The 26,355-nt window shown below is 66.8% G+C and carries 23 protein-coding genes; 2 read left to right on the forward strand and 21 right to left on the reverse strand.

What is annotated here, in order from left to right; all coding sequences use genetic code 11:
- Positions 1–28: 28 nt before the first annotated feature.
- The 7 genes from CSC74_RS10680 to CSC74_RS10710 form a co-directional block, all read right to left on the reverse strand.
- Complete coding sequence (locus tag CSC74_RS10680) at positions 29–925, reverse strand: lysophospholipid acyltransferase family protein (RefSeq protein WP_162314448.1); 897 nt, start codon at positions 923–925, stop codon at positions 29–31.
- Positions 918–2,237: an O-antigen ligase family protein gene (locus CSC74_RS10685; protein WP_246193155.1), complete on the reverse strand. Its 1,320-nt coding sequence runs from the start codon at positions 2,235–2,237 to the stop codon at positions 918–920. Before CSC74_RS10685 ends, CSC74_RS10680 begins: the two co-directional genes overlap by 8 nt.
- A complete protein-coding gene (locus CSC74_RS10690; protein ID WP_162314449.1) occupies positions 2,209–3,345 on the reverse strand; it encodes a glycosyltransferase in 1,137 nt (378 codons plus the stop codon). The genes CSC74_RS10685 and CSC74_RS10690 overlap by 29 nt, the downstream gene beginning before the upstream one ends.
- A gap of 25 nt (positions 3,346–3,370) precedes the next feature.
- On the reverse strand, positions 3,371–3,568 hold the full coding sequence (locus tag CSC74_RS10695; RefSeq protein WP_162314450.1) for a zinc-finger domain-containing protein: 198 nt from the start codon (positions 3,566–3,568) through the stop codon (positions 3,371–3,373).
- Between the two features lie 179 nt (positions 3,569–3,747).
- Positions 3,748–4,323 carry a YceI family protein gene (locus CSC74_RS10700; RefSeq protein ID WP_162314451.1) on the reverse strand — a complete coding sequence of 192 codons (576 nt, stop codon included), beginning with the start codon at positions 4,321–4,323 and terminating at the stop codon, positions 3,748–3,750.
- 162 nt (positions 4,324–4,485) lie between these two features.
- Positions 4,486–5,061, reverse strand: coding sequence for a YceI family protein (locus CSC74_RS10705; protein ID WP_162314452.1), 576 nt, complete (start codon positions 5,059–5,061; stop codon positions 4,486–4,488).
- Between the two features lie 55 nt (positions 5,062–5,116).
- Positions 5,117–5,710, reverse strand: a complete 594-nt coding sequence (locus CSC74_RS10710) for a malonic semialdehyde reductase (RefSeq protein ID WP_162314453.1) — start codon at positions 5,708–5,710, stop codon at positions 5,117–5,119.
- A gap of 172 nt (positions 5,711–5,882) precedes the next feature.
- Here CSC74_RS10710 and CSC74_RS10715 point away from each other — a divergent pair, with 172 nt between their 5' ends.
- Positions 5,883–6,833, forward strand: a complete 951-nt coding sequence (locus tag CSC74_RS10715; protein ID WP_162314454.1) for a mitochondrial fission ELM1 family protein — start codon at positions 5,883–5,885, stop codon at positions 6,831–6,833.
- A 63-nt stretch (positions 6,834–6,896) separates the two neighbouring features.
- On the opposite strand, the gene glnE is transcribed toward CSC74_RS10715, so the two are convergent.
- The 12 genes from glnE to CSC74_RS10775 all read right to left on the reverse strand — a co-directional run bounded on the left by glnE (position 6,897) and on the right by CSC74_RS10775 (position 22,100).
- Positions 6,897–9,710: a bifunctional [glutamate--ammonia ligase]-adenylyl-L-tyrosine phosphorylase/[glutamate--ammonia-ligase] adenylyltransferase gene (gene glnE / locus CSC74_RS10720; RefSeq protein WP_162314455.1), complete on the reverse strand. Its 2,814-nt coding sequence runs from the start codon at positions 9,708–9,710 to the stop codon at positions 6,897–6,899.
- A 162-nt stretch (positions 9,711–9,872) separates the two neighbouring features.
- The gene (gene lipB / locus CSC74_RS10725; RefSeq protein WP_162314456.1) at positions 9,873–10,535 is read right to left on the reverse strand and encodes a lipoyl(octanoyl) transferase LipB; all 663 of its coding nucleotides are present in this window, start codon (positions 10,533–10,535) and stop codon (positions 9,873–9,875) included.
- Positions 10,532–10,810, reverse strand: coding sequence for a DUF493 family protein (locus tag CSC74_RS10730; protein WP_162314457.1), 279 nt, complete (start codon positions 10,808–10,810; stop codon positions 10,532–10,534). Before CSC74_RS10730 ends, lipB begins: the two co-directional genes overlap by 4 nt.
- Before the next feature lie 205 nt (positions 10,811–11,015).
- Positions 11,016–11,984 (reverse strand): CsgG/HfaB family protein, encoded by a 969-nt coding sequence (locus CSC74_RS10735; protein ID WP_162314458.1) that lies wholly within the window; start codon positions 11,982–11,984, stop codon positions 11,016–11,018.
- 301 nt (positions 11,985–12,285) lie between these two features.
- The gene (locus tag CSC74_RS10740) at positions 12,286–13,491 is read right to left on the reverse strand and encodes a D-alanyl-D-alanine carboxypeptidase family protein (RefSeq protein ID WP_162314459.1); all 1,206 of its coding nucleotides are present in this window, start codon (positions 13,489–13,491) and stop codon (positions 12,286–12,288) included.
- A 135-nt stretch (positions 13,492–13,626) separates the two neighbouring features.
- A complete protein-coding gene (locus CSC74_RS10745) occupies positions 13,627–14,910 on the reverse strand; it encodes a septal ring lytic transglycosylase RlpA family protein (RefSeq protein WP_162314460.1) in 1,284 nt (427 codons plus the stop codon).
- A complete protein-coding gene (gene mltB / locus CSC74_RS10750; RefSeq protein WP_162314461.1) occupies positions 14,907–16,067 on the reverse strand; it encodes a lytic murein transglycosylase B in 1,161 nt (386 codons plus the stop codon). The genes CSC74_RS10745 and mltB overlap by 4 nt, the downstream gene beginning before the upstream one ends.
- Before the next feature lie 149 nt (positions 16,068–16,216).
- A complete protein-coding gene (gene rodA / locus CSC74_RS10755; RefSeq protein WP_162314462.1) occupies positions 16,217–17,335 on the reverse strand; it encodes a rod shape-determining protein RodA in 1,119 nt (372 codons plus the stop codon).
- Entirely contained in the window at positions 17,332–19,305 is a 1,974-nt protein-coding gene (mrdA, locus tag CSC74_RS10760; protein WP_162314463.1) for a penicillin-binding protein 2, read from the reverse strand. Before mrdA ends, rodA begins: the two co-directional genes overlap by 4 nt.
- 3 nt (positions 19,306–19,308) lie before the next feature.
- Complete coding sequence (gene mreD, locus CSC74_RS10765; protein ID WP_162314464.1) at positions 19,309–19,788, reverse strand: rod shape-determining protein MreD; 480 nt, start codon at positions 19,786–19,788, stop codon at positions 19,309–19,311.
- Positions 19,785–20,807 (reverse strand): rod shape-determining protein MreC, encoded by a 1,023-nt coding sequence (gene mreC / locus CSC74_RS10770; protein WP_162314465.1) that lies wholly within the window; start codon positions 20,805–20,807, stop codon positions 19,785–19,787. Before mreC ends, mreD begins: the two co-directional genes overlap by 4 nt.
- Positions 20,808–21,050: 243 nt before the next feature.
- A complete protein-coding gene (locus tag CSC74_RS10775; RefSeq protein ID WP_162314466.1) occupies positions 21,051–22,100 on the reverse strand; it encodes a rod shape-determining protein in 1,050 nt (349 codons plus the stop codon).
- A 449-nt stretch (positions 22,101–22,549) separates the two neighbouring features.
- Between CSC74_RS10775 and CSC74_RS10780 the strand changes: the two genes are divergently transcribed.
- On the forward strand, positions 22,550–23,482 hold the full coding sequence (locus tag CSC74_RS10780) for a carbohydrate kinase family protein (RefSeq protein ID WP_162314467.1): 933 nt from the start codon (positions 22,550–22,552) through the stop codon (positions 23,480–23,482).
- Positions 23,483–23,578: 96 nt separating this feature from the next.
- Here the strand turns inward: CSC74_RS10780 and CSC74_RS10785 are convergent, their stop codons facing one another.
- Positions 23,579–25,558 (reverse strand): LTA synthase family protein, encoded by a 1,980-nt coding sequence (locus tag CSC74_RS10785; RefSeq protein WP_162314468.1) that lies wholly within the window; start codon positions 25,556–25,558, stop codon positions 23,579–23,581.
- A gap of 290 nt (positions 25,559–25,848) precedes the next feature.
- Positions 25,849–26,316: an aminoacyl-tRNA deacylase gene (locus CSC74_RS10790; protein WP_162314469.1), complete on the reverse strand. Its 468-nt coding sequence runs from the start codon at positions 26,314–26,316 to the stop codon at positions 25,849–25,851.
- Positions 26,317–26,355: the final 39 nt, after the last annotated feature.

Here is a 26,355-nt window from a genome sequence, read left to right on the forward strand (position 1 = left end):
TCCGAGCGGTGGGCCGGGGCCCACCCTATCAATAGACATCCGCTTCACCCGGCGGCCGGGTCTTGAAGCGCCGGTGCACCCACAGGTATTGCTCGGGATGCTGGCGGACCGGCTTTTCCAGTTCGGCCATGTAGCGCGCCGCGTCGGCGGCCGGATCGCCGCTGGGCCAGCCGCTCCATTGCGCCTCGATGCGCAGGCGGTAGCGGCCGTCCGCGTCGCGATGGAACCAGAACGGCAGCACCACCGCCTTGCCGCGCCGGGCGAGTTCCGGGGTCGCGGTCAGGGTCGCGGCGGGGATGCCGAAGAACGGCACGAACGCGTTCTGGTAGGTGAAGTTCTGGTCGGCCGAATACGCGACCACGCCGCCGCTCGAGAGTATCCGCAACAATCCGCGCACATCCTTCTTGGCGATGGTGCCGGCGAAACGACTGCGCCGCGCGCGGTCGAACATCGCTTCCAGGCAGCGATGGTTGTTGCGCCGGACCACCACGTGCACCGGCTGCGCGGCGACTTCCTGCAGCAGCCGCGCGCACAGTTCGGAAGTAGTGAAGTGTCCGCCGAACAGCAACACACCGCGTCCGGCGGCGGTCGCCGCGCGCAGGTGTTCGATGCCTTCGATCTCGGCCAGGCCCGCCAACGCGGACGAAGGCGCATACCAGGCGCGGATCAGCTCGAGTGCGCCGGTGACCGTCGCCCGCAGGTTGTCGCGCAGCAGGCGCTTGCGCTGGGCATCGTCGAGACTGGGGAAGCACAGCGCGATATTGGTGCGCGCATAACGACTGCGCTTGCGCATGGCCGGCCCCAGCAGCCAGGTCATCACGCGCCCCAGCCACAACAGGATCGATTGCGGCAGGCGGGCGACGCCGGCCGCAAGCAGGTCCAGCGGCGCGATGAACCAGCAGCGCGCCGCGCTTGCTTCAGTCATCGTCCCGGGCCAGCAGGCTGCCCGAATACAACGCCGCCAGCAGCAGGGTCAGCCCGCCCCAGAAGGTGGAATAGAACGCCAGGTGGGTATTCAACGGAAACACGGTGACACCCAGCGCCAGCATCGCCGGTCGCGCGCGGTCGCGGGCCTCGGGCGTGGCATAGCGCCAGGCGCGCCAGGCCAGGGCCGCTCCCGCCAGCCACAGCAGCAGGCCGATCGCGCCGGTCTCGCTGAGGATTTCCAGGACGATCTGGTGGGCATGGTGGGCGGGGCCGTCGCCCCAGGCAGGACTTATGTCGGGGGAAGGATCGCAAGCCGGGAATTCCTCGCGGAAGTTGCGCGCGCCGACGCCGTTGATCGGGTGTTCGCCGATCATGCAGGTGGCCGCGCGCCAGATCCGCGTGCGTCCGGACAAGGCCACGTCCACGCCGCTTTCATCGGCGGTCAGGACATGCGCGGTGCGCTGGATGCGCTCCTGGAATTGCGGGGAGAACAGGGTCAGCACGACCAGCGTGGCCGCACCGAAGGCGAACACGCCCAGCAACTTCTTCCAACCCAGCAGGCGCCAGCCCGAGAACACCAGCACCAGGGTGTAGGTCAGCCATGCCGCGCGCGCGCCGGCCAGCAGGATCACCATGCCGATCGCCGCCGCCGCCAGCGACCAGCCGAGCAGGCCGAAGCGTTTCGCGACCGCGAACAGGGCGAAAGGCGAAAGGCTGGCCAGGACCACGCCGAGCTTCAGATTGCAGGGCCCGAGGATCCCGCTGAGGCGATCGAGCACGGCCACGTCGGCGGCCGTGCACATGCTGCGTCCGCTGATCAGCTGCTTGATCTGGTCGATGCCCCAGAACAGCGGACTGGTGCCCGAGTCGACCTGCAGCAGCGCATCCACGGTCCATATCGCGCCGATGATCGCCAACCCATTGAAGGTGGTGCGGCGGCCATGCTCGTTGGCCACCGCCGAGGCCACCAGCCACAGGAATGGCAGGTAGCGCAGCCCGGTGGCGGTTTTGTAGAACGCATGCTTCGCATCCAGCGCATCGAACGAGGAGAGCAGCTGCGGCGTCCAGTAGGCGAAGAACATCACGCTGGTCAGCGCCCAGGCCGGGCCGCTGAGCAGGCGCGTGCCGCCGCGGAAACGCACCATCAGCAACTGCACGATCGCGGCCAGCGCACCCAGCACCATGATGGCTTCGGCGTAGCCGGCGGCGGGCCACAGGGCGACGAAGGTCAGCACCCATGCCGGCGCCCAGCGCCAGCCGTGCTCGGGTGCCATCGGGGAATCAGCGTGCAACGCGCGGGGAAGGGTCATCGGCAAGCTCTTGGTAAAGGGCCAGGGTGGCCTCCTGCATGGCGCGCAGGGTATAGGGCATCGTAGCCAATGGCGACGGCGGGTGCCTGAGCAGTGCGCGTGCGGTGGAAGCGAGCGCTGCTTCGTCGAAGGCCGGCACCGCGCCCTGCGGTTGCAGCTCGGCGAGCAATTCGCCGACCCCGCCATGCGCCCAGCCCAGCACCGGACGGCCGACCGACAGCGCTTCGATCACGGTACGGCCGAACGATTCGGGCTTGCGCGAAAGCTGCAGCACCAGGTCCGAGGCCGCATAGGCCTCGGCGATGCGCGAGGTCGCGGCGGTGAAGGCCACTGCATCGGCGATGCCGAGCGCAACCGCTTCGCCTTCCATTTCGGCGATGTAATCCTCGCGCCCGGCCGCGCGCGCGCCGGGCAGCCACAGGCGCGCATCGCCGCCATCGCCACGCAGGGCCGCGAGCAGGCGCAAGGCATCGACATGGCCTTTCAGTCGCGTGCCGCGTCCCGGCAGCAGCAGCAGCGGCCCTTCGCCACCGAGTTGCGGATGTTCCCTGGCGAACTCCCCGCGCAATGCAGGGCCGGGTTCCGCGACACGTGGGAACCGGGTCGTATCGATACCGCGCGGGATCACCCGCAGCTTGCCGGGATCGGTCCGTGGATAGTGGCGCAGCAGATAGTCGCGCACCGTGTCGGACACGCAGATCACGCGTTCGCCATGGGTCATCACCGCGCTGTAGCGGCCGGGCGAGTTGAGCCCGTGCATGGTGGTGACGAAATGCGGGCGCTGCGCCACGGCGATAGCCTGCAGCGCCTTCCATCCCAGCCACGCCGGCAGGCGCGAACGCGCGTGCACGATGTCGGCCTGTTCGCCAACGAACAGTTTCCGCAACGCCGGCAAATGGCGCAAGGTCAGCAGCGACTTGCGCCCGATATCCAGCGCGATGTGCTCGGCGCCGGTGGCGCGCAAGGCAGGCAACAGGCGGCCGCCGGCGGAAACGACGATCGAGCGGTGGCCCGCGGCGACCAGCGCTTCTGAGATTTCGAGAGTGGAGCGTTCGACCCCGCCCGACTCGAGCGCCGGGAGCAACTGGACCACGGTCAATCGACGCATCGGCGCAGGGCCCGTGCGCGCGACGTCAGTCGGCGAGGACGAAATGCGAACCGCAGTAAGGGCATTGCACTTCGTGGCCCGGCGCGTCCTCGATGGCCAGGTACACGCGCGGATGCGAATTCCACAAGGCCATCGACGGCAACGGGCAACTCAGCGGCAGATCGCTGCGGTGCACGGTGTAGCGCTTCTCGGCATTGGCGGGCGCGGCGGCGGTCTGGTTCATGGCTTTATTCGATGGAACGCGAGGGATTGCAGTCTAGCAGCCGGGTCCATGCCGAAAAAGGACGGCACCCCGTAGAGCGGGGCTCGCCCCGCTGCTTTTCCATCCGTCGCGTGGAAGCAAGGGCAGCGGGGCGAGCCCCGCTCTACGGGTTTGGCGTTCGAGGAAACCCGCTTCGCCGGCTATTCCGTCTTCGGCACGATCGCCTCGGTGGTGATCGACAACTTCACCTCGTCGCCGACATTGGGCACGTACAGGCCCACGCCGAAATCGCTGCGCTTGATCGTCGCGGTCGCGTCGAAACCGATGATGCCGCGGCCGTCGCCTAGCTTGTCGGCCTTGTTCAGGGTCACGTCCAGCACCACCGGCCTGGTGATGTCCTTGATGGTCAGGTCGCCGCCGACCTTGAGCCTGCCTTCGCCCGCGGCTTCGACCTTGCTGCTCTTGAAGGTCGCGGACGGAAACTTGATCGCGTCGAAGAAGTCGGCGCTGCGCAGATGCTCGTCGAAATCCTTGACGAAGGCATTCAAACCCGACAGCGGCAGGGTCACCTGCACGCTGGAGGCGGCCACGTCTTCGGCATCGTAGACCAGGGTGCCATCGGCCTGGCCGAAGTTGGCGCTGGGGTGCGAGAAACCCTTGTGGTTCCAACTGGCGAGAACCAGGGTGTGGTTGGGATCGAGCTTGTAGGTGACCGGGGCGGCGAAGGCCGGAGCGGCGAAGGCGAACAGGAGGGCAGCGAGCAGGGTCTTGCGCATGGCGGTTCTCCGGGGGCAAAGGGTCGCGGTGCAGCGCGACCGTCCGGATCCGGACCGGACGCGCGCATCGGCTGGAACCCTACCCTATTCCGCTGCGCAAAAGAAAACGCCGGCCGCGATGGAAGCGCGACCGGCGTTGCCGGGGACAGCGGTGGCCGTGGCTTATTCGGTCTTGGGCACTCCCGCCTCGGTGGTGATGCGGATCTTGACCTCGTCGCTCACCGCCGGCGCATACAGGCCCACACCGAAATCGCTGCGCTTGATCGTGGCGCTGGCGTCGAAGCCGATCGCCGCCTGCTTCTGCATGTTCTCGCCGACCTTGTTCAGGGTCACGTCCAGCACCACCGGCCTGGTGATGTCCTTGATGGTCAGGTCGCCGCTGACCTTGAGCTTGCCGCCGCCCAGGTCTTCGACCCGGGTGCTCTTGAAGCTGGCGGACGGGAACTTGATCGCGTCGAAGAAGTCGGCGCTGCGCAAGTGCTCGTCGAACTTGGCGCTGAAGGCGTTCAGGCCCGACAGCGGCAAGGTCACCTGCACGCTGGACTTGGCGACGTTGTCGGCGTCGTAGACCAGGCTGCCATCGGCCTGGCCGAAATGCGCGCTGGGATTGGAGAAGCCGAAGTGGCTCCACTGCGCGATCACGTCGGTGTGGGTCGGGTCGAGCTTGTAGGTGACCGGCGCGGCGAAGGCCGAACCGGCGAAGGCGAACAGGGCGGCAACGAGCAGGGTCTTGCGCATGATGGATTCCTCTAATATCGGGTGGGGTGGAACAGAAAGGGAATGGGGAAGCGGGTTACTCGATCCGCGCCGCTTCGTCGAACGACAGGCGCGGCAGGCGCGGGAACACGCCCGCGGGATCGCCATAACCCAGGTTGACCAGGAAATTGGATTTGATCGCGGTGCCGGCGAAGAAGGCCTCGTCGACCTTGGCATTGTCGAAACCCGACATCGGGCCGGCGTCCAGGCCCAGCGCGCGCGCGGCCAGGATCAGATACGCGCCCTGCAGGCTGCCGTTGCGGAACGCGGCGACGTGACGGTTCTCGCGCGGGCCGTCGAACCAGCCCTTGGCATCGGGCACGTGCGGGAACAGGAACGGGGTCTTCTCGTGGAAATCCTCGTCGAACCCGACGATCACGGTGACCGGGGCGGCCAGGGTCTTCTTGTAGTTGCCCTGGTCCAGGGTCGGGCCCAGCTTGGCCTTGGCTTCCGCGGATTTGACGAACACGAAGCGTGCCGGCGTGGTGTTGGCCGCGGTCGGGCCCCACTTCAGCAATTCATACAATGCATGCAACTGCGCATCTTCGACCGGCTGGTCGAGGAAGGCATTCTGGGTGCGGGCGCTGCGGAACAGCTGGTCCAGCGCGGTATCGTTCAAGACTTCCGACATGTCACGTCCTTGGAGGAATCAGGTGGAGCATTGGGTGGAGAACTGGGTGATCGGGCGGATTCGCGAGGCACCGCAGATCGAGGTGGGAAGTGTAGAGTGTCCTGATAATGGATACATACAGTCACTTCGGAACGGATTGTTTTAATTTTTGGAACGAATGACTCGGCCAACCATGGATTCGACACAGCTCTGGACCCTCACCGACGGCCATGCCGGCAACCGGCGCCAGGCCGATGCATTGGCTGCGGCACTGGATTGCGGTCCGGCCACGGACTGGTCGCTACGGCCACGCCTGCCCTGGCGCTTGTTCGCGCCGCACCGTTTCGCGGGTGCCGACAACGCCTTCGGCCCCGCATTCGCCCAGGCGCTGGATCAGCCGCCGCGCCTGTCCATCGGTTGCGGTCGGCAGGCGGCGCTGGCCACGCGTCTGCTGCGCGAACGCGGTGGCAAGGTCGTGCAGATCCTCGACCCGCGCATCGACACGAAGCACTGGGACCTGGTGGTCGCGCCCGAACACGACCGCCTGCAAGGCGGCAACGTCATCGCCCTGCTCGGCAGCCTGAATCCGGTCGACGATGCATGGCTGCTGCAGGCGCGCGATGCGTTCGCCTCGTTCGCGGAATTGCCGCAGCCACGCACTGCGGTGCTGTTGGGCGGCTCCAGCGCGCATGCGCGTTTCGACCGCAGCGCCTTCGAGGTGCTGGCCGCGAAACTGGAAGTGTCGCTGGCCCGCGACGGCGGCAGCGTGCTGGTCACCACTTCGCGACGCACGCCCGCGGACCTGGTCGCCGCCTTGCGCCATCGCTACGTGGAAACCCCGGGCCTGGTCTGGTGCGGCGAAGCCGATGGCGCCAATCCGTATGCGGGCGTGCTGGCCTGGGCCGACCGCATCGTGTGTTCGCCGGATTCGGTGAACATGGTTTCCGAAGCCTGCGCGACCGCGGCGCCGGTGTTCGTATTCGACCCGCAGCGGGTCAGCGGGCGGCCGCGCCGGTTCCTCGATTCGCTGCTGCAGAACGGACGCATCCGCGCGATGGACACCGCACTCGCCGCGTACCCGGTGGAGCCGCTGCGCGAAACCGCGCGGGTCGCGGCGATCGTGCGGGAGCGCCTTGCTGCGTAGGAGCGGGCCTTGCCCGCGATGCTCTTGCTTCAACGCCAAAAGCATCGCGGGCAAGGCCCGCTCCTACGCGGGATCGAATCCCAGGCCCTGCGCACGCACCGCGGCACCCACCACCGATCGCGATGACGCCACCGCCTCGCTTTCCACCACCAGCCGCGGACGCCGGTCCAGGGTGCAGGCCAGGCCTTCGCTGACGAAGGTGGAATGCGCCTGCATCAACGATGGCGCGAGCGTGCCATCGAGCAGGCCGGCGGCAGCCAACGCTTCGATCAGTCCCGGCGTATCGCGCGGAACCAACAATCCCGCATGCGCCGCGGATTCGCGCAGCACCAGGTACTGCAGCAGGAACTCCAGGTCGACCAGGCCACTGGCGCCCTGCTTGAGGTCGAAGCGTGCGGCATCGCTGCGATCCAGTTCGGCGCGCATCTTCAGGCGCATCTTGATGACGTCCTCGCGCAACACTTGCGGATCGCGCGGCTGCGCCAGGGTCTGCGCGCGGATCGCGTCGAATTCGGCAAGCAGCGACTCGTCCCCGGCGATGCCGCGCGCGCGCGCCAGGGCCTGGTGTTCCCAGGTCCAGGCGCGTTCGCGCTGGTAGTCGCGATAGCTGGGCAGCGAAGACACCAGCAGGCCCTTGGCGCCGTCCGGCCGCAGGCGTACGTCCACGTCGTATAAACGGCCCGCGCCGGTGACCGCGCCCAGCAGGGCGACCAGTTTCTGCGCCAGGCGCGCATACCAGCGGCCCGCCTCGAGCGCTCGCGCGCCGTCGGAAACCGCGCTCTCCTGCGCGTCGAACAGGAACACCAGATCCAGGTCCGAACCGAAGCCGAGCTCTTCGCCGCCCAGGCTGCCGTAGCCGATCACCGCGAAGCGCCCGCCCGCGACTTCGCCATGCGCGGCGGCGACCTCTTCCTGCACCCTGCGCAGCACGACCCGCACCACCTCATCGGCCAGCCAGGCCAGTTGCCGGGTGCTGTCGCGCGCCGACTGGCGTCCGTCCAGCGCCGCCAGGGCGATGCGGAAGCTCAGTGCCAGGCGTATTTCGTTGAGCATGCGCAGGGCGATCTCGGGATCGTCTTCCTGCAAGGCGGTGGCGCATTCGCGACGCATGGCGGCGCGGTCGGGCATCGGCCCGCCGACGCGGGTGTCCAGCAATTCATCCAGCAGCAGCGGATACAACGCCAACCGCTCGGCCAGCAGCGCGCTGCGGCTCACCACTTCGACCAGTCGGTTCAAGGCGCTGGGTTGCTCGTCGAGCAAGGCCAGGTAGCTGGTGCGGCGCAGGATCGCGCGCAGCAGGACCAGCAATCGCTTCAGCGCCGCGTCGGCTTGCGACGATCGCACCGTCGCTTCGAGCAGCGCGGGCAAGACCCGGTCCAGGCGCACGCGCGCGCCATCGGAGAGCCCGAGCACGCCGCTGGAATTGGCGAAATCGCGCAATGCCGCGTCGGCATTGCCGGGATCGGCGAATCCGGCGTCCGCCAGCGCCTCGGCCTCACCGGACCCGGGCAAGCCGCGCCAGTACCGGGTCAGCGCACCGGCCACGGATTCGCGCTGGCGCGGCGCCAGCAACTCGCCGAATTCGGCGGCGACACGCGCGCGCTGGATTTCCAGCGCCTCGCGCAGGGCCGCCCATTGTGGATAACCGAGTCCATGGGCGATGCGCGCGCGATCCAGCGCGTCCCCGGGCAGTGCGTGGGTCTGCGCGTCGCGCAGCATCTGCAGGCGGTTCTCCAGCTTGCGCAGGAAGCGATAGGCGTGGACCAGCGCATCGCCGTCTTCGCGCGAGATCCGCCGTGTTTCCATCAACGCGCGCAGGGCCGGCAACAGACGGCGTTCGCGCAAAAGCTGCTCGCGCCCGCCATGGATCAGCTGCAGGGCCTGGGCCAGGAACTCGATCTCGCGGATGCCGCCGGCACCGCGCTTGATGTCGTCGTCCAGTTCGCGGCGCGCCACCTCGGCGGCGATCGCCGCCTTCATGTCGCGCAGGCCGTCGAGCGCGGTGAAATCCAGGTAACGGCGATACACGAACGGGCGCAAGGTCTGCAGCCACTGTTCGCCGGCGTCGATGTCGCCGGCGACCGCGCGCGCCTTCAGCCAGGCGTAGCGCTCCCAGTCGCGGCCTTCGCGCTGGAAATACTGGTCCATGCCGGCGAAGGACAACGCGACCCGTCCGGCATTGCCGAATGGACGCAGGCGCAGGTCGACGCGATGGCAGAAGCCGTCCACGGTCGGCTCGTCCAGCAATTTCGCCAGCTGCTGGCCGAGGCGGGCGAAATAATCTTCCGCCGCCAGCGGCCGCGCGCCATCGGATTCGCCGCCCTGCGGATAGGCGTAGACCAGGTCGATGTCGGAAGAAAAATTCAGCTCGCCGCCACCGAGCTTGCCCAGGCCGAACACCACCAGCCGTTGCGGCGCGCCATCGGCCGCGCGCACGATGCCGTGGCGCCGGGCGAATTCGACTTCCAGCGCGGCGAGTGCGGTTCGCAAGCAGGTTTCCGCCAAACGCGTGCTGCCGGCGAGGATCGCATCGACATCTTCCAGGCCCAGCACGTCGCGCCAGACCAGGCGCGTGGATTCGGCGCTGCGATAACGGCGCAGTTGTTCGGGCCATAGCGATGGTTCGCCCGCCGCCAGCAACGGCGGCGGCAATGGCGTCACGCCATCGTCATGGGCCAGCGTCGCCAGCAGGCCGGGCTGCCTGCGCAGGGTTTCCAGCGCGAAATCGCTGGCTACGATCACCTTCGACATCCGTGGGACGAAGGCGGTGTCATCGAGCAGGACCGCGGATTGTGGCGAACTCGCCCGCAGGCGCGACAGGCCGCGCTCGATCAGCGTATCGAGGAATTCATCGGAAGTCGGATTAGTGGCATCCATGGAATCGCGATTGTGTCACGACCCGTGGGAGCGGCGTCCCGCCGCGAGCTTTTGCCTTTGCTTTGTTCCTGCTCCTGCTTCTGTCCGATACATGGAGGTCAGGCCACAGAGCGGATCAAGAGCTCGCGGCGGGATGCCGCTCCCACAATGCCGCTCCCGCGATCAGGCAGCCAAAGACAGGTCCGGCAATTCCGTCGCCGGCTGCAACTCGAGTCCGAATTGCCTGGCCATGTTCGCCAGCAACACCGGCTTCACCGCCTCCATGCCGGAAGGGCCGCCGAGATCGGCGAGCGTCGTCACCTGCAGTCCCTGGTAGCCGCAGGGATTGATCCGGTGCCATGGTTCCAGGTCCATGGCGACGTTGAAGGCCAGACCATGGAAGGTGCGGCCGCGGCGCACGCGGATGCCGAGCGCGCCGACCTTGGCCCCGGCCACATATACGCCCGGCGCGCCGTCCTTGCGTTCGGCGTGGATGTTCCACTCGGCCATGGTGTCGATCATCGATTGCTCGATCCTGCACACGTACTCGCGCACGCCGGTCTTCATCCGCTTCAGGTCGAACAGCGGATAGGCCACGATCTGTCCCGGGCCGTGATAGGTGACCTGTCCGCCGCGGTCGACGTGGACCACCGGGATGTCGCCCGCGGCGAGCACGTGCTCCGGCTTGCCGGCCTGGCCCAGGGTGAATACCGGGTCATGCTCCACCAGCCAGATCTCGTCGACGGTGTCTTCGCCGCGCGCATCGGTGAAGCGCTGCATCGCGCGCCACACCGGTTCGTAGGGCTGGCGCCCGAGCTCGCGCACCCGGCACGGCGATGCGGTCATATCGTCCACTTCACTTCCGGATGTGCGCGCAAGGCGTTGTGCGCGGCGTCGTACTGCTCGCGGCTGTCGGCGCGGAAGCCGATGCGCACGGACACGTACTTGCCGTTGGAGGAATGCTTCCAGCTGATGTTCTCGGTCAGCACTTCGATGCCGGCGTCGGTGAGCAAGCGGGGAAGTTCGCTTTCCAGGCCGGTGTCGGCGCTACCCATCGCGCTGAGTTCGAAGGTGCCGGGGAACTGGAAGCCGTGGTCCGGGTTGTCTGATTTGATTTCCATGGACCGATTATTGGGCCATTGCGATGGAAACCCAAGCTGGGGGCCTTGTCCCCCGAGGGGCTTCCTTCGGGGCGTAGGAGCGGGCCTTGCCCGCGATGCTTTTCGCTTTTTCTCGCCAAGAGCATCGCGGGCAAGGCCCGCTCCTACAAAAAAAGGGCCGCATTCGCATGCGGCCCTTCGAATCAAGCAATGGAGCGAACCCGGATTACTTGGAAAGCTCGATGCTGGTGGAATTGACCCAGCCCTTGTTGCCCAGCTCGTCTTCCACTTCCCACATCAGGCCGTCCTTGTTGCCGGTCGGGTACAGCATCATGCCCGGGTCCAGCGAACGCACGGCCTTGCCGGTGCCCTTGGAGTTGGCCAGCAAACGCGCCGCCTTGGTCACGGTCACCGCCTGGGTGGCGTTGGCCGCCGAGGCGTTGTCCGGCAAGCCGCCCAACTGGCCGATGATGTCGGTATAGGCCTGCAGGTAGGCCAGGGTGATGACCTGGCCGATCTCCGTATTCGCATAGCCCGACACGCCCGCGGCACCGAAACCGCCGCCGGAGAACAGGCCGCCGCCCGCGCCCCAGCCCAGGTCGGTTTTCTTGGCGGTGCCCTCGGCCATGGCCACCTGCTCGGACGAACGCACGTCGGTCACGGTCAGGACCACGTCGGCGGTCTTCTTCTTGAAGTTGAGGCCGCCGATGAGCGCGCCGGCGTTGCCGCCGACCAGGCCACCCAGCAGGCCGCCCAGCGCATTGCCGCCGGCATTGCTGTTCTGTGCGATCAGGTCGGGTACCAGCACGTAGTCGGCCGCCTTGATCTGGCCCTTGCCGATGTTGGAACGGCCGCGCAATTCGCCGCTGGAAGCCAGCGCGCGTTCGCTCATCGCCGCGCTCATGCCGGCGCCGCGATCGACCAGGGTGAAGCAGCGCGACTTGTTGACGAAGACCTTGATCAGCTTGGATGGCGCGGGCAGTTGCTGGCCGGTCCACCAGTTGGTCGCGTCTTCCGGCTCGATCACCGAGATGGAACCGAGCGGCTTGGCGCAGGTAGGAATCTGCGCGGCCTGTTCCTTGCGCTGGTCCTGCGCGCTCTTGCGCTGGGCCTGCGCCGGGGCCGAAGACACGGCCAGGACCAGGCCGAAGATACCCGCGGCCACGACCGCGTGTTTGGAGATGCTGATATTCATTGAATCTTCCCTATTGAAATAGACATGCACGAACGCCGTCCGGCGTCCCCCTATGCTGACTCGTTGCCGAAAAACCGGATCCCGAAAACAGATCCCCATGATCCGTGACGCTTCCAGGCCCCGAGCTTGGATGATAAATCATGGGCGTGGGACAGGGGACCGGACAGCATCGGCATGAAGCGACGGTTCGTCGTAACAACGTGGAATCAGGCTTTCCCCGGCCATCGCACTCCCTTGCGGGAGTACCAGGCACGAAAAAGCCGGCTTGCGCCGGCTTCTCCTGTTTCCGCAGCGGGGCCGCTTATTCCGATTCCCACCACATCCAGAAGCTGTCCCACAGGCGGCGGAAGAAACCGCCCTGTTCCACTTCGTTGAGCGCGACCAGCGGGGCCTGCGCCACCAGCTTGCCATCCAGGCTGACCTTGACCGTGCCGATCGCCTGGCCCTTCTTGATCGGCGCTTCCAGTACCTTGGGCACGTCCATGGACGGCTTCAGATCGGCGTAGCGGCCGCGCGGCACGCCGACCAGCAACGGCTTGGCCACGCCGAGCTGCACCTGCTTGCTGGCGCCCTTCCATACCCGCTGCTGGGCGATGGCCTTGCCGGTTTCGTACAGGCGATGGGTCTCGAAGAAGCGGAAACCCCAGTTCAACAGCGCCATGCTGTCGTCGGCGCGCTGTTTCTCGGAAGTGGAGCCCATGACCACCGCGATCAGTCGCTGGTCGCCGCGCTGGGCCGAACTCATCAGACAGTAACCCGCACCGGAATGATGGCCGGTCTTGATCCCGTCCACCGCCGGATCGCGCCACAACAGCAAGTTGCGGTTGGGCTGCGGATTCATCGCGCCGACCTTGTATTCCTTGATCTTGTTGTAGGCGTAGGTCTCGGGATAGTCGCGGATCATCGCCTGACCCAGCAGGGCGAGGTCGCGGGCGGTCGAATAATGCTCCGGCGCGGAAAGGCCGTGGGCATTGACGAAGTGCGAGTTCTTCATGCCGATCCGGGCGGCATAGCTGTTCATCAGCGAAGCGAACGCTTCCTCGCTGCCGGCGGTGTGCTCGGCCAGGGCGATCGCCGCATCGTTGCCCGATTGCACCGCCATGCCCTTTTCCATGTCCACCAGCGGCGCGGTCTTGTTCAATTCGAAGCCGCTGTAGCTGCCATCGGTGCCGGCGCCGCCTTCGCGCCAGGCGCGCTCGCTCATCAGCACCGGGTCGGTGGGCTTGATCTTGCCGTTCTTGATTTCAGCGGCGACCACGTAGGACGTCATCACCTTGGTGATGCTGGCCGGTTCGAGGCGCTCGTCGTAGTTCTCTCCGGCCAGTACCTGGCCGGTGGTGTAGTCCATCAGCACCCAGGCGGTACCGGCGGGCTTGGGCGCTGGCGGAATGGCGACTGCAGGAGTCGGCGCAGCCGCTTGCGGCGCGGGTTGCGGCGTCGGCGTCTGGGCGAAGGCCAGCCCGACCGAAACGGTGGCCAGTGCGGCGATTGCGAAACGGAACTTCATCTAATGCGAACTCCTGGAAGGCCGGGGCCTGTAGGGATGGGATTGTAAGGGTTCGGGGCTGGCTGGTAGTTCGTGGTTCGTGGTTGGCGACATCGCGGCTCTACACCACCCGAGAACCACCAACCACCAACCGTTTTATTCCCTGACCCATTGCGGCTGCCCGAAACCCAGACCGGCGATGCGGCCAGCGAGTTCCACAGCTGCGGCCTGGTCGGCCGCCTGCACGCGCAAGCGCCACAGGGTGCGGCCGTTGCTGGCCACATCGCTGAGGCTGGCGCGGGCGATCCCGGCCGCGCTCAGGCGTGCGAGCGCGCGATCCGCGTTCTCGCGGCTGGCGAAACTGGCGACCTGCAACTGCACATCGCCAGCGGGGAATGCTTGCCTCGGCAGTGCGGCGACCGCAACTGCGGCGGGCGTGGCCGAGGCGACCTGCATCGCCGCCGCCGCGGCTGCGACCGGCATCGGTTTGCCGGCGGCGACGCGGACGCCCTGCTCGCGCATCCAGGCGTCGAAATTGTCCGCGCTGGCGATCGTCCGCGGCTCCGGGGCGACCTGGTAACGCAGGGACTGCGCTGCCGGCGATGCCGTAGTCGCTGTTGGCGGAGCCTGTGCCGGCGTGGACGCGACCTGCGGCAGTTTGCCGACCAGTTCGTCCATCGCCGTCGGCTCGCCGGTGGCGATGCGCGTGGGGATGCCGGTGGCGATGGTGGTCCTGACCGGCGCGGGCGTCGTCGCAGCCAGCACGCTTCCCTGGTCCTTGCCGGTCAGCGCGCGCACCTCGACCCGGCCGGTGCCGCGCTGGGTGATGCCTAGCTTGACCGCGGCGGCATAGCTCAGGTCGATCACCCGGCCATCGTGGAATGGGCCGCGGTCGTTGACCCGCACCACCACCGACTTGCCGTTGTCCAGGTTGGTGACCCGGGCGAAGCTGGGCAGCGGCAGGGTCTTGTGCGCGGCGGTGAAGGCGTACATGTCGTACACCTCCTGGTTGGAAGTGCGGCGGCCATGGAACTTGTTGCCGTAGTACGACGCGGTGCCGCGTTCCACGTAGCCATCGACGCGATCCAGCACCTGGTATTTCTTGCCGAGCACGCTGTAGGGCGAACGATTGCCGACCGGCGAGCGCGGCTCATTGGTGACCACCGGCTCGGCGATGCAATCGACATCGGGCACGTGGTCGGGCGTGGTATCGGCGACGCCAGGCGCATACAGTCCGCCGGCCTTGTAGTCGCCGCGCTTGCTCAAATCCTCCTGCGCCGGCATGTATTTGCCGCTGCAACCAGCGGCGCCCGCCTGCGGTTGCGGCGCGGAAGGGCCATGCCTGCCGGCCGCGGCGGAGGCGGACGGCGGGGACTTCTTCGGTGCGGTGCTGCATGCCGCCAGGGCCAGGGCCAGCAACGGCAGCGCCAGCCACCTCATGCCGGGGGAATCTCTTTGCCGGCGATCGCCTGCGACAGCTGGTACACCGCCATCGCGTACATCTTGGAGTTGTTGTAGCGGGTGATGGCGTAGTAGTTCTGGAAGCCGAGCCAATACTGCTTGCCGGTGCTGCCTTCCAGCGACACCAGCGTGGCGGTGGCGTCCGGCGCGACCGGATCGAGCGGACGATAACCGCGCTGGGCCAGGTCGGCGAGGGTGTAATCGGGGGTCCAGGTTTCCGGATTGAATTCGGCGAAGCCCGGTTGCAATTCCGCGCGTGCGGCGACCGCCCCACCCCGCACCCAGCCACCGCGCTCGCCGCCCTTCTTCAGGAAATAATTGGCGATCGAGGAAAACACGTCGTCGTAGTCGTTGAACAGGTCGCGGCGTCCATCGCCGTCGCCATCCACGGCGAATTCGCGATAGCTGGACGGCATGAACTGGCCCAGGCCCATCGCCCCGGCATAGCTGCCGGTGAGGCTGGCGATGTCCAGGTTCTCCTCGCGGCCCAGCGCGAACAGCTGCGCCAGTTCGTCGCGGAAGAACAGCTCGCGCTTGTATTCGTAGGCCGCGCGTTCCGGGTTGCCGCTGCGCGGATAGCGGAACGCGAGCGTGTACAGCGCATCGAGCACGCGGGTCTTGCCGGTGAAGCCGCCGTAGCTGGTTTCCACGCCGATGATGGCGACGATGATCTCCGCCGGCACTCCGGTGCGCGCCTGCACGCGTTGCAGTTCATCGCGATGGGTGGCCAGGAACGCGCGGCCGCCTTCGATCCGCGAAGCGGTGATGAAATTCGGGCGGTACTCGCTCCACGGTTTGACCCGTTCGGCCGGACGCGACATCAACGACACCACGCTGTCGAGGAATTGCGCCTGTGCCAGCGTGGCTTCGATGGTGGCCGGGGCGATGGCGTACTTCGCCGCGGTATCGCGCACGAAATCGGCGCGCGCGGTTTCGAAGGGAACCGGGACCAGATCGACCGGCGCACCCACCGGCATCGCTTCGACGGAGGTTTCCGCGGGAGTCGTGCCGATTGCGGGAGTCGCTGGTTTCACCGGCTCGCCTGCGGTCTGCGGCGCGGGAGTCGGGGATTTCACCGGCGTCGCGCAAGCGACGAGGCCGAGCGTGAACAGGCAGAAAAGAGCGGTTCGGGTCATCGGCGCCGAGGGTAGCATGGGGGTTGCGGGGAATAGTGAATCGGGAATAGCGAGGAACGAGTGGTGAGGAACGAGGAGTGAGAAGGAGCAAGAGCGTAGAGCCGCGCTCTTCCTCTCGTTCCTCGTTCCTCTCCACTCACTCCTCGCCTTCAATACCCATGCACCGGCCGATGCGCGCGCACCGACATCACCAGGCCCAGGCCCGCGAGCAGCGACACCGCCGAGGTGCCGCCGTAACTCAGCAGCGGCATCGGCACGCCGACCACCGGCAACAGACCGGAGATCATGCCGCCGTTGACGATCACGTAGACGAAGAACGACAGGCCGATGGTGCCGGCGACCAGGCGCGAGTAAGTGTCGCGCGCGTCGATGGCGATCCACAGGCAGCGGCCGATCACGAACAGGTACAGGGCCAGGACCACGGCGACCCCTATCCAGCCGAATTCCTCGGACAGCACCGCGAAGATGAAGTCGGTGGTGTGCTCGGGCAGGAAGTTGAGGTGCGACTGGGTGCCCTCGCCCCAGCCCTTGCCGGTCAGGCCGCCGCCGCCGATCGCGATCTTCGACTGGATGATGTTCCAGCCGGTGCCGAGCGGGTCGTTCTCGGGATTGAGGAAGGTCAGGATGCGGTCCTTCTGGTACGGACGCAGGAACCAGAACCAGGCCGCGGGCGCCGCGGCCGACACTCCTCCGACAGCCACGCCCACCCACCACCACGGCAGGCCCGCCAGCAGCAAGGCGAACACGCCGCTGGCCGCGACCAGCATGGCGGTGCCGAAATCCGGCTGCAGCAGGATCATCCCGGTCGGCACGCCGATCAACGCGCCCGCCGCCAGCACCGTGCGCAGGCGCGGCGGCAGCGGTTCGCGGTGCAGGTACCAGGCCATCATCATCGGCAGACTGAGCTTCATCAGTTCCGAGGGCTGGAAATAGAACAGCTTGAGGTCGATCCAGTGGTTGCCGTGCCGGCCGCTGCCGATGAACAGCACCAGCAGCAACGGCAGCAACGAGGCCAGGTACGCGCCCGGCGTCCAGGCGCGCAAACGCGTCGGCGTGACCCGCGACAGTCCCCACATCGCCGCCAGGCCGACTGCGAAGCGCACGCCCTGGGCCAGCATCAGGTGCATGCCCTGGCTGTCGCCGCCGGCGCTGTACAGCACCGCCAGGCCGATACCCATCAGCGCGGACAAGGCCAGCAGCAAGGGCCAGTCCAGGGTGCGCAGGAAGTAGCGCACCAGGTCCAGCAACCAGCGCAGGATTTCGCTCATGGCCGCACCACCCCATTGGCGACCGCGGCGGTCGAGTCCGCAGCCGGTGGAGTCGCCGGCGCCGGTGCCGGCAAGCCCACCTGCACCGACTGGGTGCCGTCCGGATCGGTCGCGTCGAGCCGGGTGCCGTCGGGCATCTTGCCCAGCAGGTAGGCGTCGAAGACCTTGCGCGCGATCGGCGCCGCGGTGGATGCGCCATAGCCGCCGCCTTCGACCATCACCGCCACCGCGATGGTCGGACTCTCGGCCGGCGCGTACCCGATGTACAGCGCGCGATGGCGTTTCCACAGCGGCAACGATTTCGGGTTGACCGCGACCGTGCTGCGGTTGACCACCTGCGCGGTGCCGGTCTTGCCGGCCGAATGATAGGCCGAGCCACGGAACACGCTGGCCGCGGTGCCCATGGTGACGGTCATTTCCATGCCTTCCTGGACCACGCGCACGTGGTCGGCGCGATCGCTGATGCGCAGCGGCGCCGGTTGCGGCAGCGGCTGCCACGGCGCATCGAAGCCGGCGCGCTGTTCGGCCACCAGGTGCGGGCGCCGCATCACGCCGCCGTCGGCGATCGCCGCCACCCCGCGCGCCAGCTGCAGCGGGGTCGCCTTCCACAGGCCCTGGCCGATGGCCGCGTTGACCAGATCACCGGGATACCAGCGTTCCCTGGCGTATTTCCGCTTGCTTTCCGGCGAGGGCACGATGCCTTCGATTTCGCCCATCAGGTCGATGCCGGTCTTCTGGCCGAAGCCATAGCGGGCCATGTATTCGTCGTAGCGCTGCACGCCCATGTCCAGCGCCAGCCGGTAGTAATAGGTGTTGACCGATTCGTAGATCGACTTGCGCGCGTCGGTCCAGCCATGGCCGCCGCGATGCGAGTCGCCCCAGCCACGCCCGCTCATGCCGGGCAGGCGGAACATGCCGGTGGAAAGGATCCGGTCCTCGGGCTTGCGCAGGCCGCTGTCCAGGCCGGCCAGCGCGGTCAGCGGCTTGACCGTCGAACCCGGCGCCACCCCGCCCAGCACCAGCCGGTTGAATTGCGGCCGCGACGGATTGGTGTTGAGCGCATCGAAGTCGACATGCGAGATGCCGTTGACGAACAGGTTGGGATCGAAGCTGGGCAGGCTGACCATGGCCAGCACTTCGCCGGTGCGCGGATCCAGCGCCACCGCCGAGCCTTCCAGATCGCCGAAGGCTTCGACCATCGCCCGCTGCAGGTCGGCGTCCACGCTCAGGCGCAGGTCGGTGCCGGCGTGCGCCGGGACCCGGCCGACGGTGCGCAGCGCGCGGCCCTCGACATTGGTCTCGACCTGTTCGTAACCGACCTTTCCGCGCAGCACTTCCTCGTAATAGCGTTCCAGCCCGGTCTTGCCGATGTGGGTCAGCGCCGCATTGCCTTCGCCCAGCGTTTCCAGGTCCTTTTCGTCGATCCGCGAGACGTAGCCGATGATGTGCGCGAACAGGTCGCCATAGGGATAACGCCGGGTCAGGTACGGCTCCAGTTCCACACCCGGGAAACGCCAGCGGTCCACCGCGAAACGGGCCATCTCGTCCTCGCTGACCCGCAGTTTCAGGGTCACCGGGCGGAACCCGCGGGTCGCCTTGCGGGTGGCGTCGAAGCGTTCGATGTCTTCCGGCGCCAGGGTGAATATCTTGCCGAGCTCGGCTACCAGCTTGTCGATGTCGCCGGCCTTCTCCGCCATCACGTCCAGGCGGAAGGCGGGCACGTTCTCGGCCAGCAATTTACCCTTGCGATCGAAGATGCTGCCGCGTCCCGGCACCACCGGCCGGGGCTTGATCCGGTTGGCTTCGGACAAGGTCGCGTAGGCGGCGTGATCGAGCACCTGCAGCTTGAAGTACCAGCCACCCAGGCCGAACAGCGCGACCGCCACCACGACGAAGCCGAGCACCGCGCGGCGGCGGAACTGCTCGGCTTCCGCATGCGGGTTCTTCGACGGTCGACGCGCCGGTCTCATGGCCTACTTGCGCTTGCCCAGGCGCGTCGCGTCCAGCAGCAGGAACAGCGGCGGCCACAGCAACATGCCCAGCAGCGGCGCCCACCAGTAACTCCAAGGCAGCGCCGGTTCGCCCAGGGTCAGATGCACTGCGCCGGCGACCACGCGGTCGTTGAACAACAGCACGCCGATGGCCAGGGCCTGCTGCGACAGCGGGAAGAAGCGCAAACGCGCGCGGAAGCGTTGCAGGATGAAGGTCATGATGACCAGCCGCAGCGCCTGTTCGCCGAGCAGGCCGCCGAACATCAGGTCGGCGACCAGGCCGACGATGAAGGCGAAACCCAGGCCCGCGCTCTCCGGCGCCTCGATCACCCAGTACGCCAGGACCAGCGCCAGCCAGTAGGGCCGCAGCGGCTGCAGCACCGGCGGCAGCGGCAACAGGCCGAGCAGCAGCGCGATCACGATGCTGACCGGCAGGATCCAGCCATTGCGGGCGCGGCTCATCGCCCGGGCCCCACGGCACGTTCGGCGGCCGGATCGGTCGCGGGATCCGCTTGCATCGCCGCCGGAGACGCGGTGGAAGGATCGACCAGTGGATGGGCCGCGGGGTCGGAAACCGTCGATGCGCCCAGCGCCACCACGCCAACGCTGTCGACGCCCGAAGCCGCCGGGAGGGCCGGCAAGCGGTTCGGCGCCGATCGCAGCAACAGCACGTCGCGGCCGCGATCGAGCTGCGCCGCCGGCTCCAGTTCGCCGACCAGGAAGGCGCGGCTGTCGTCGCTGCGCAGGCTGGTGACCGTACCCACCGGGAACCCGGCCGGGAAGCGCCCACCCAGTCCGGAGGTGACGATCACATCGCCCTGCTTCACATCGGTGTTCAAGGGCACGTCCGAGAGTTCCAGGTGGTCGCCGCGCCCGTACACGATCAGGCGCACGCCGTTGCGCGCCACCACCACCGGCACCGCATGGTCGGGATCGGTCAGCAGCAGCACCGTGGCATGGCCCGGCGTGGCCTCGATGATCTGGCCCATCAGCCCGCCGGCATCGATCACCGCCTGGCCCACGTGCACGCCATCGCGGCTGCCCGCGTCCAGCACCAGGCGCTGGCGCACGGGGTCCAGGTCGATGTCCAGGATCGGCGCCAGCTGCACGTCCAGGCCGCGGCCTTCCGTCGCCCCCAGCAGCGCGCGCAGTTGCGCATTGTCGGCGGCGGCGGTCTGCAGCCGGGTCAGGCGCGCATTGGCGATCAGCAGCTCATTGCGCAGGTTGCGGTTTTCGCTGGTCAGGTGGGCGCGGGTACCGGCGTCCTCCTGCATGCGCGCGCCCAGCCGCCCCGGCAGTCCGGCCAGCCACCACAGCGGCTGGGTGGCGACATTGGCCTGGACCCGCAGCTGCGACAGCCAGCCGCCGCGATGGTCGAAGATGACCAAGGTGATGGCCAGCGCCAGATAGGCCAGCAGCCTGAGCGTGCTGGCGACTTCGCCTGGACGTGCGGTGACGGGAGGGCCGGCGTAGGAGGGCACTTAGGCGAGGAACGAGTGGGGAGGAGTGAGGAGCGAGGAACGGGGAGTAAGGAACGAGGAACGAGGAACGAGAAACGAGGACCTACCTAGGGCAAATACCGATCTTTGACGGCAATGATCGGATCTTCGTGGCACCGGCGTGGCAGCAGTCATGCTGCGAAAAGCGGATTCACGGGAGCGGAAACGACATGCAAAGGTGGCTGCCTTTACTCGTTCCTCGTTCCTCTCCACTCGTTTCTCCCCTCACTCCGGCGCGAAGAACTCGTTGCCGTGCATGTCCACCAGCTCCAGCGCGCGACCGCCGCCGCGGGCCACGCAGGTCAGCGGATCGTCGGCCACCTGCACGTGCAGGCCGGTTTCCTCGGAGATCAGGCGATCCATGTCGCGCAGCAGGGCACCGCCACCGGTAAGCACGATGCCGCGCTCGGCCACGTCGGCGCAGAGCTCCGGCGGGGTCTGTTCCAGGGCCAGCTTGACCGCGCTGACGATGCCGGCCAGCGGTTCGTGCAGGGCCTCGAGCACCTCGTTGGAGGTGATCTTGATCATCTTCGGCACGCCTTCGGCCAGGTTGCGGCCGGAGATCTCCATTTCCACCACTTCCGGCTGCGGATAGGCGCAACCGATCTCCAGCTTGATCCGCTCGGCCGTGGCCTCGCCGATCAGCATGCCGTGGTTGCGGCGCACGTAGTTGGTGATCGACTCGTCGAAGCGATCGCCGCCGATCCGCACCGACTGCGAATAGACGATGCCGTTCAACGAGATCACCGCGACTTCGGTGGTGCCGCCGCCGATGTCGATGACCATCGAGCCGCGCGCCTCGGTGACCGGGAGACCGGCGCCGATCGCCGCGGCCATCGGCTCCTCGATCAGGAACACGTCGCGGGCGCCGGCCTCTTCGGCCGATTCCTTGATCGCCCGGCGCTCCACCTGGGTGGAGCCGGCCGGCACGCAGACCAGCACCCGCGGGCTGGGACGCAGGAAGCGCGACTTGTGCACTTTCTTGATGAAGTACTTGAGCATCGCCTCGGTATAGGTGAAGTCGGCGATCACGCCGTCCTTCATCGGGCGGATGGTGGTGATGTTGCCGGGGGTGCGGCCGAGCATCTGCTTGGCCTCGGCGCCGACCGCGGCCACGGTGCGGTTGCCGCCGAAGGCGCGGTCCTGGCGCACGGCGACCACCGACGGTTCGTTCAGGACGATGCCCTGCCCGCGCACGTAGATGAGGGTATTGGCCGTGCCCAGGTCGATGGACAGGTCGTTGGAGAACATGCCGCGGAGTTTCTTGAAGAACATCGGGGAAAGAGTCCTGCTGTGCCGAAGCGGCGGAGTGTCCGCGCGGAGGGGAATTCGGGGGTTCGCTAGACTAACAACCGACCCGGGGTGCGGCAAGCTAAAACCCGGGAAATAGCGGGAATTCTCGCCTGCGGCGCTGGCAAGTGTGAAGTCGGCCTGCAAAGTGAAGCGGCGGGCTTTTCTCCTGTTTCTTCGCGGATGGCGAAACGTCCGACTCCCCGATCCCCATTGCGGGCGACGCGGCCCGCTGAAGTCGCGCCTGCGGCGCTGCAAAGGGGAAAGTCGGCCGCTCGCGGCCTGCAAAGAGAAACAGCGGGCTTTTCCTGGCGATTCACAGGTGGCGAAGCCACCGACTTCACAGCCCGCAAAGCGGGCGGCTTCACCTTTCAACCCCTTGCCGCTAACCTGTGCGCCTTGCGGCAACGGGCCGCCTCCCGTGAGCACGGCCTATGTCCGCACTGATCTGTGGTTCCCTCGCCTACGACACCATCATGGTGTTCCCGGACCAGTTCAAGAACCACATCCTGCCGGACAAGGTGCACATCCTGAATGTGTCGTTCCTGGTGCCGCGCATGCGCCGCGAGTTCGGCGGCTGCGCCGGCAACATCGCCTACAACCTGAAATTGCTGGGTGGCGAACCGGTCCCGATGGCCACCGTGGGCCAGGATTTCGGCCCCTACCGCGAATGGTTCGTGGAACAGGGCATCGACATGAGCCAGGTCAAGGTCATCGACGAGCTGTTCACCCCGCAGGCCTTCATCACCACCGACCTGGACAACAACCAGATCACCGCTTTCCACCCGGGCGCGATGATGCGTTCGTACGAGAACCACGTGAAGAACGTGGCCGGCGTGACTTTCGGCATCGTCAGTCCCGACGGCCGCGAAGGCATGCTGCAGAACGCGACCGAATTCGCCGAGGCCGGCATTCCCTTCATCTTCGACCCGGGCCAGGCCATGCCGTTGTTCAATGGCGCCGAACTGCGCCACTTCATCGAACAGGCCGACTACGTCACCGTCAACGACTACGAATCCAACCTGCTGCAGGAACGCACCGGCTGGAGCGAGAACGAGATCATGCAGCGGGTCAAGGCCTACATCACCACCCGCGGCCCGCACGGCTCGCAGATCCACACCGCGGAAAAGAGCTACGACATCCCACCGGCGCACGAGCGCCGGGTCACCGATCCGACCGGCTGCGGCGACGCCTTCCGCGCCGGCCTGATCTTCGGCATCGAGAAAGGCTACGACTGGCTGACCATCGGCCGCATGGGGAATTTGATGGGCGCGCTGAAGGTCGAACACCCCGGCACCCAGAACCAGCGCTTCGACTACGACGAGTTCAACGAGCAGTTCAAGCAGCAGTTCGGCTACTCGCTATGAAGCAGGAGTGAGTGTGGAGGAGTGAGGAGTGAGAGAAATCAACAGCCGGCCGCCTTTACTCACTTCTCACTCCTCCACACTCACTCCTCCCCACAGCTATTTCTTAGGCACCGGCGGCAACCGGTACAGCCCCTGCTCGTAAGCCTCGGTTCCCCACATCGCATGCGCCAGCGCAGTCCGCGTCATCTGCGCGGAAGCGGTCGCCGGCGACAGGCGATCGGTGACGGCATCGTAGCGGAAACCCTCCGCAGGCTTGTCCGGCTGCAGGATCACCACGTCGTTGCCGCTCATCCAGGCGAAATTGCGGTCGTACTGCATCATCGCCCGACCCGGCCTGAGCCGCTCCGGGTCGGTGAGATCCTGCCCGGTCATCGGCGTGGGGTCGTCGATGCCGATCAGCGACAGCAGCGTCGGCGCCAGGTCGACCTGGCTGACGATGCGCGGATCGCGACGCGGCGCGATGTCAGCGCCCAGGATCAAACCCGGGATGTGGAAGTTGGCGATCGGCACCAGGTCCTGGCCCAGCACGCGCGAGTCGTGGTCGGCCACGACCAGGAACACGGTGTCCTTCCAGTACGGCGAGGCCATGGCTTTCCTGAAGAACGTGCCGATGGCGTAATCGGCGTATTTGGCCGCGTTGTTGCGGGTCTGCTTGGGCTGCTCGTACAGATCGATGCGCCCATCGGGGAATTCGAATGGATCGTGGTTGCTCGAACTGAACACCAGTCCGAAGAACGGTTTCCCCTGCGCGTGCAGGCCGCGGAACTCGGCATCGGCCCTGGAGAAGAGGTCCTCGTCGGATACGCCCCATGATCCGGTGAATACCGGCTTCTTGTAATTGTCCTGGTCGACGATGCGGGTGAAGCCGTTGCCGAGGAAGAAGCCGCGCATATTGTCGAAGTGGCTCTCGCCGCCGTAGTAGAACGCCGCGTCGTAGCCGCGGCGATTGAGCAGTTCGGCCAGGGTGAAGAATTGCTGCTGGCTCTTCGGCATCTTCACTACCGCCTGCGCCGGCGAGGGGGTGAAGCCGGTCAGCACCGCTTCGATGCCGCGCACCGATCGCGTGCCGGTCGCATACAGATTGTCGAACGCCCAACCCTGCTGGCTGAGGCGATCGTAGTTCGGCGACAGCGGCATGCCGCCAAGGCTGCCGATGAACTGCGCGCCCAGGCTCTCTTCGAGGATGATCACCAGGTTGCGCGGCTTGCCGGTGTATTGCGGCGGCCGCGCCGCCAGCGTCGGCAGCTTGCCGGAAACATAGGCCGAAGCAGGCAGGCCGCCGTGGGCGTGCAGCTCGCCCACCACCTGCGCCAGGGACATGTCGCCGTAAAGGCGGGAAGTATCGCTTGTCTGCAGCAGTTCTCGACCCGCATGGGCCACCGAATAGAAGGAATTCAGCGGCAACACGTTGACGGTCGGATCGGTGGCGAAAGCGACCATGGCCGGGTTCAAGGGCCGATGGCCCAGGGTCGAACGCACGCCGAAGCCGACCAGCAGCAGGAACAGGAACGCGCAGGGCACGCGCCACGGCAGACCCACGCCACCGGAAGAGGGACGCGCAAGCAAGCGTCCGGCGACGCGCCACATCGCCCAGGCAAGCGCCGCGACCAGCGCCACGCCCAGGATCAGACTGAAGGTATGACCCTTGATCAGGGTGCTGGCCACTTCCCGGGGATAGATCAGGTATTCGAGGAAGATCCGGTTCGGCCGCAGCCCGTACTCCTCCATGAAATCCGGGGTGGACAGTTCCAGGAACGCGAGCACGCAGGTCGCCAGCGTCAGCCACAGGCGCAGGAAGCCTTTCCATGCGCGGCCGACCCAGCCCCCCTCCGGCAGCAGCAAGGCCAATACGCCGGGGATTCCGTACAACATGCACAGGCTGGCGATGTCCACGCGCAGACCTTGCACGAATACCGGCGCCCAACCATTCACTGCGCTGATGTCCTCGGCCTGCCACCAGGCCAGGCCAAGCCGCGACAGCCCCAGTATCAACAGGCCGATGAGGAAGAAGACGGCGATGGGTTGCAAGCGCTGGAAAAGGGAAGCAAAAACCGGAGTGACGGGAGGCCTGGGCATGGTTGGCGCCGGAGAAGGAAGCGGATGGATGGCAAGGGAAAAGAGGCCTTCACCAGCCCGCTTCTCCTCCATTCTAGGCCCTGAGCGCCTGCGCTTCGGTGCCGGGGATGAATCCGGCGCGACCGACCTGAGCTTCCGACAAATTTCCGACAATTAAGATCTGGAGCAGGAGTGACTTAAGAAGCAGGAGTGAGTTAAGAGGAGTGAGGAGTGAGAGAAAGCAACAGCCGACCGCCTTTACTCACTCCTCACTCCTCTTAACTCACTCCTCGCTCCTAGCTCCTCGCTCCTCACATCACATGCGCCAGCCAAAGCAGCTCGGGCTGCGCCAGCCGCTCGAATTCGTCGTAGGGCATGCGCACGACATCGGTATGCGAGCCGGCGTTGAAGGCGATCTCGGCCTGTCCGGTCAGGCGCGAATCGACATACACCGGCATGCCGTAGAGATGGCCGAACGGCGGCATCGCGCCGAGTTCGCAATCCGGGAACGCATCGCGGAATTCATTTTCCTGCGCCAGTTCCACCAGGCTGCCGCCCAGCGCACGCGACAGGCGCACGAGATCGATCCGGTAGGACGCCGGCATCACCATCATCGCCAGCTTGTCGTCTACCTTCAGCATCACGGTCTTGGCGAAATGCTGGCGGCCGATATGCGCCGCGTTGGCGGTCTGGTCCGCGGTGATGGTGCGGTCGTGGGTGAACGCTGTGTAGTGGCCGTGGCGCTCGTCGAGAAAGTTGTGCAGTCGTGGAGAGAGCATGATCGCCTCCGCGTGGCGCCCGCCTGCCGTCCCATGCGG

Origin of the sequence: Pseudoxanthomonas yeongjuensis (genome assembly GCF_010093345.1) — a bacterium.
GTDB classification, from domain to species: Bacteria; Pseudomonadota; Gammaproteobacteria; order Xanthomonadales; family Xanthomonadaceae; genus Pseudoxanthomonas_A; species Pseudoxanthomonas_A yeongjuensis.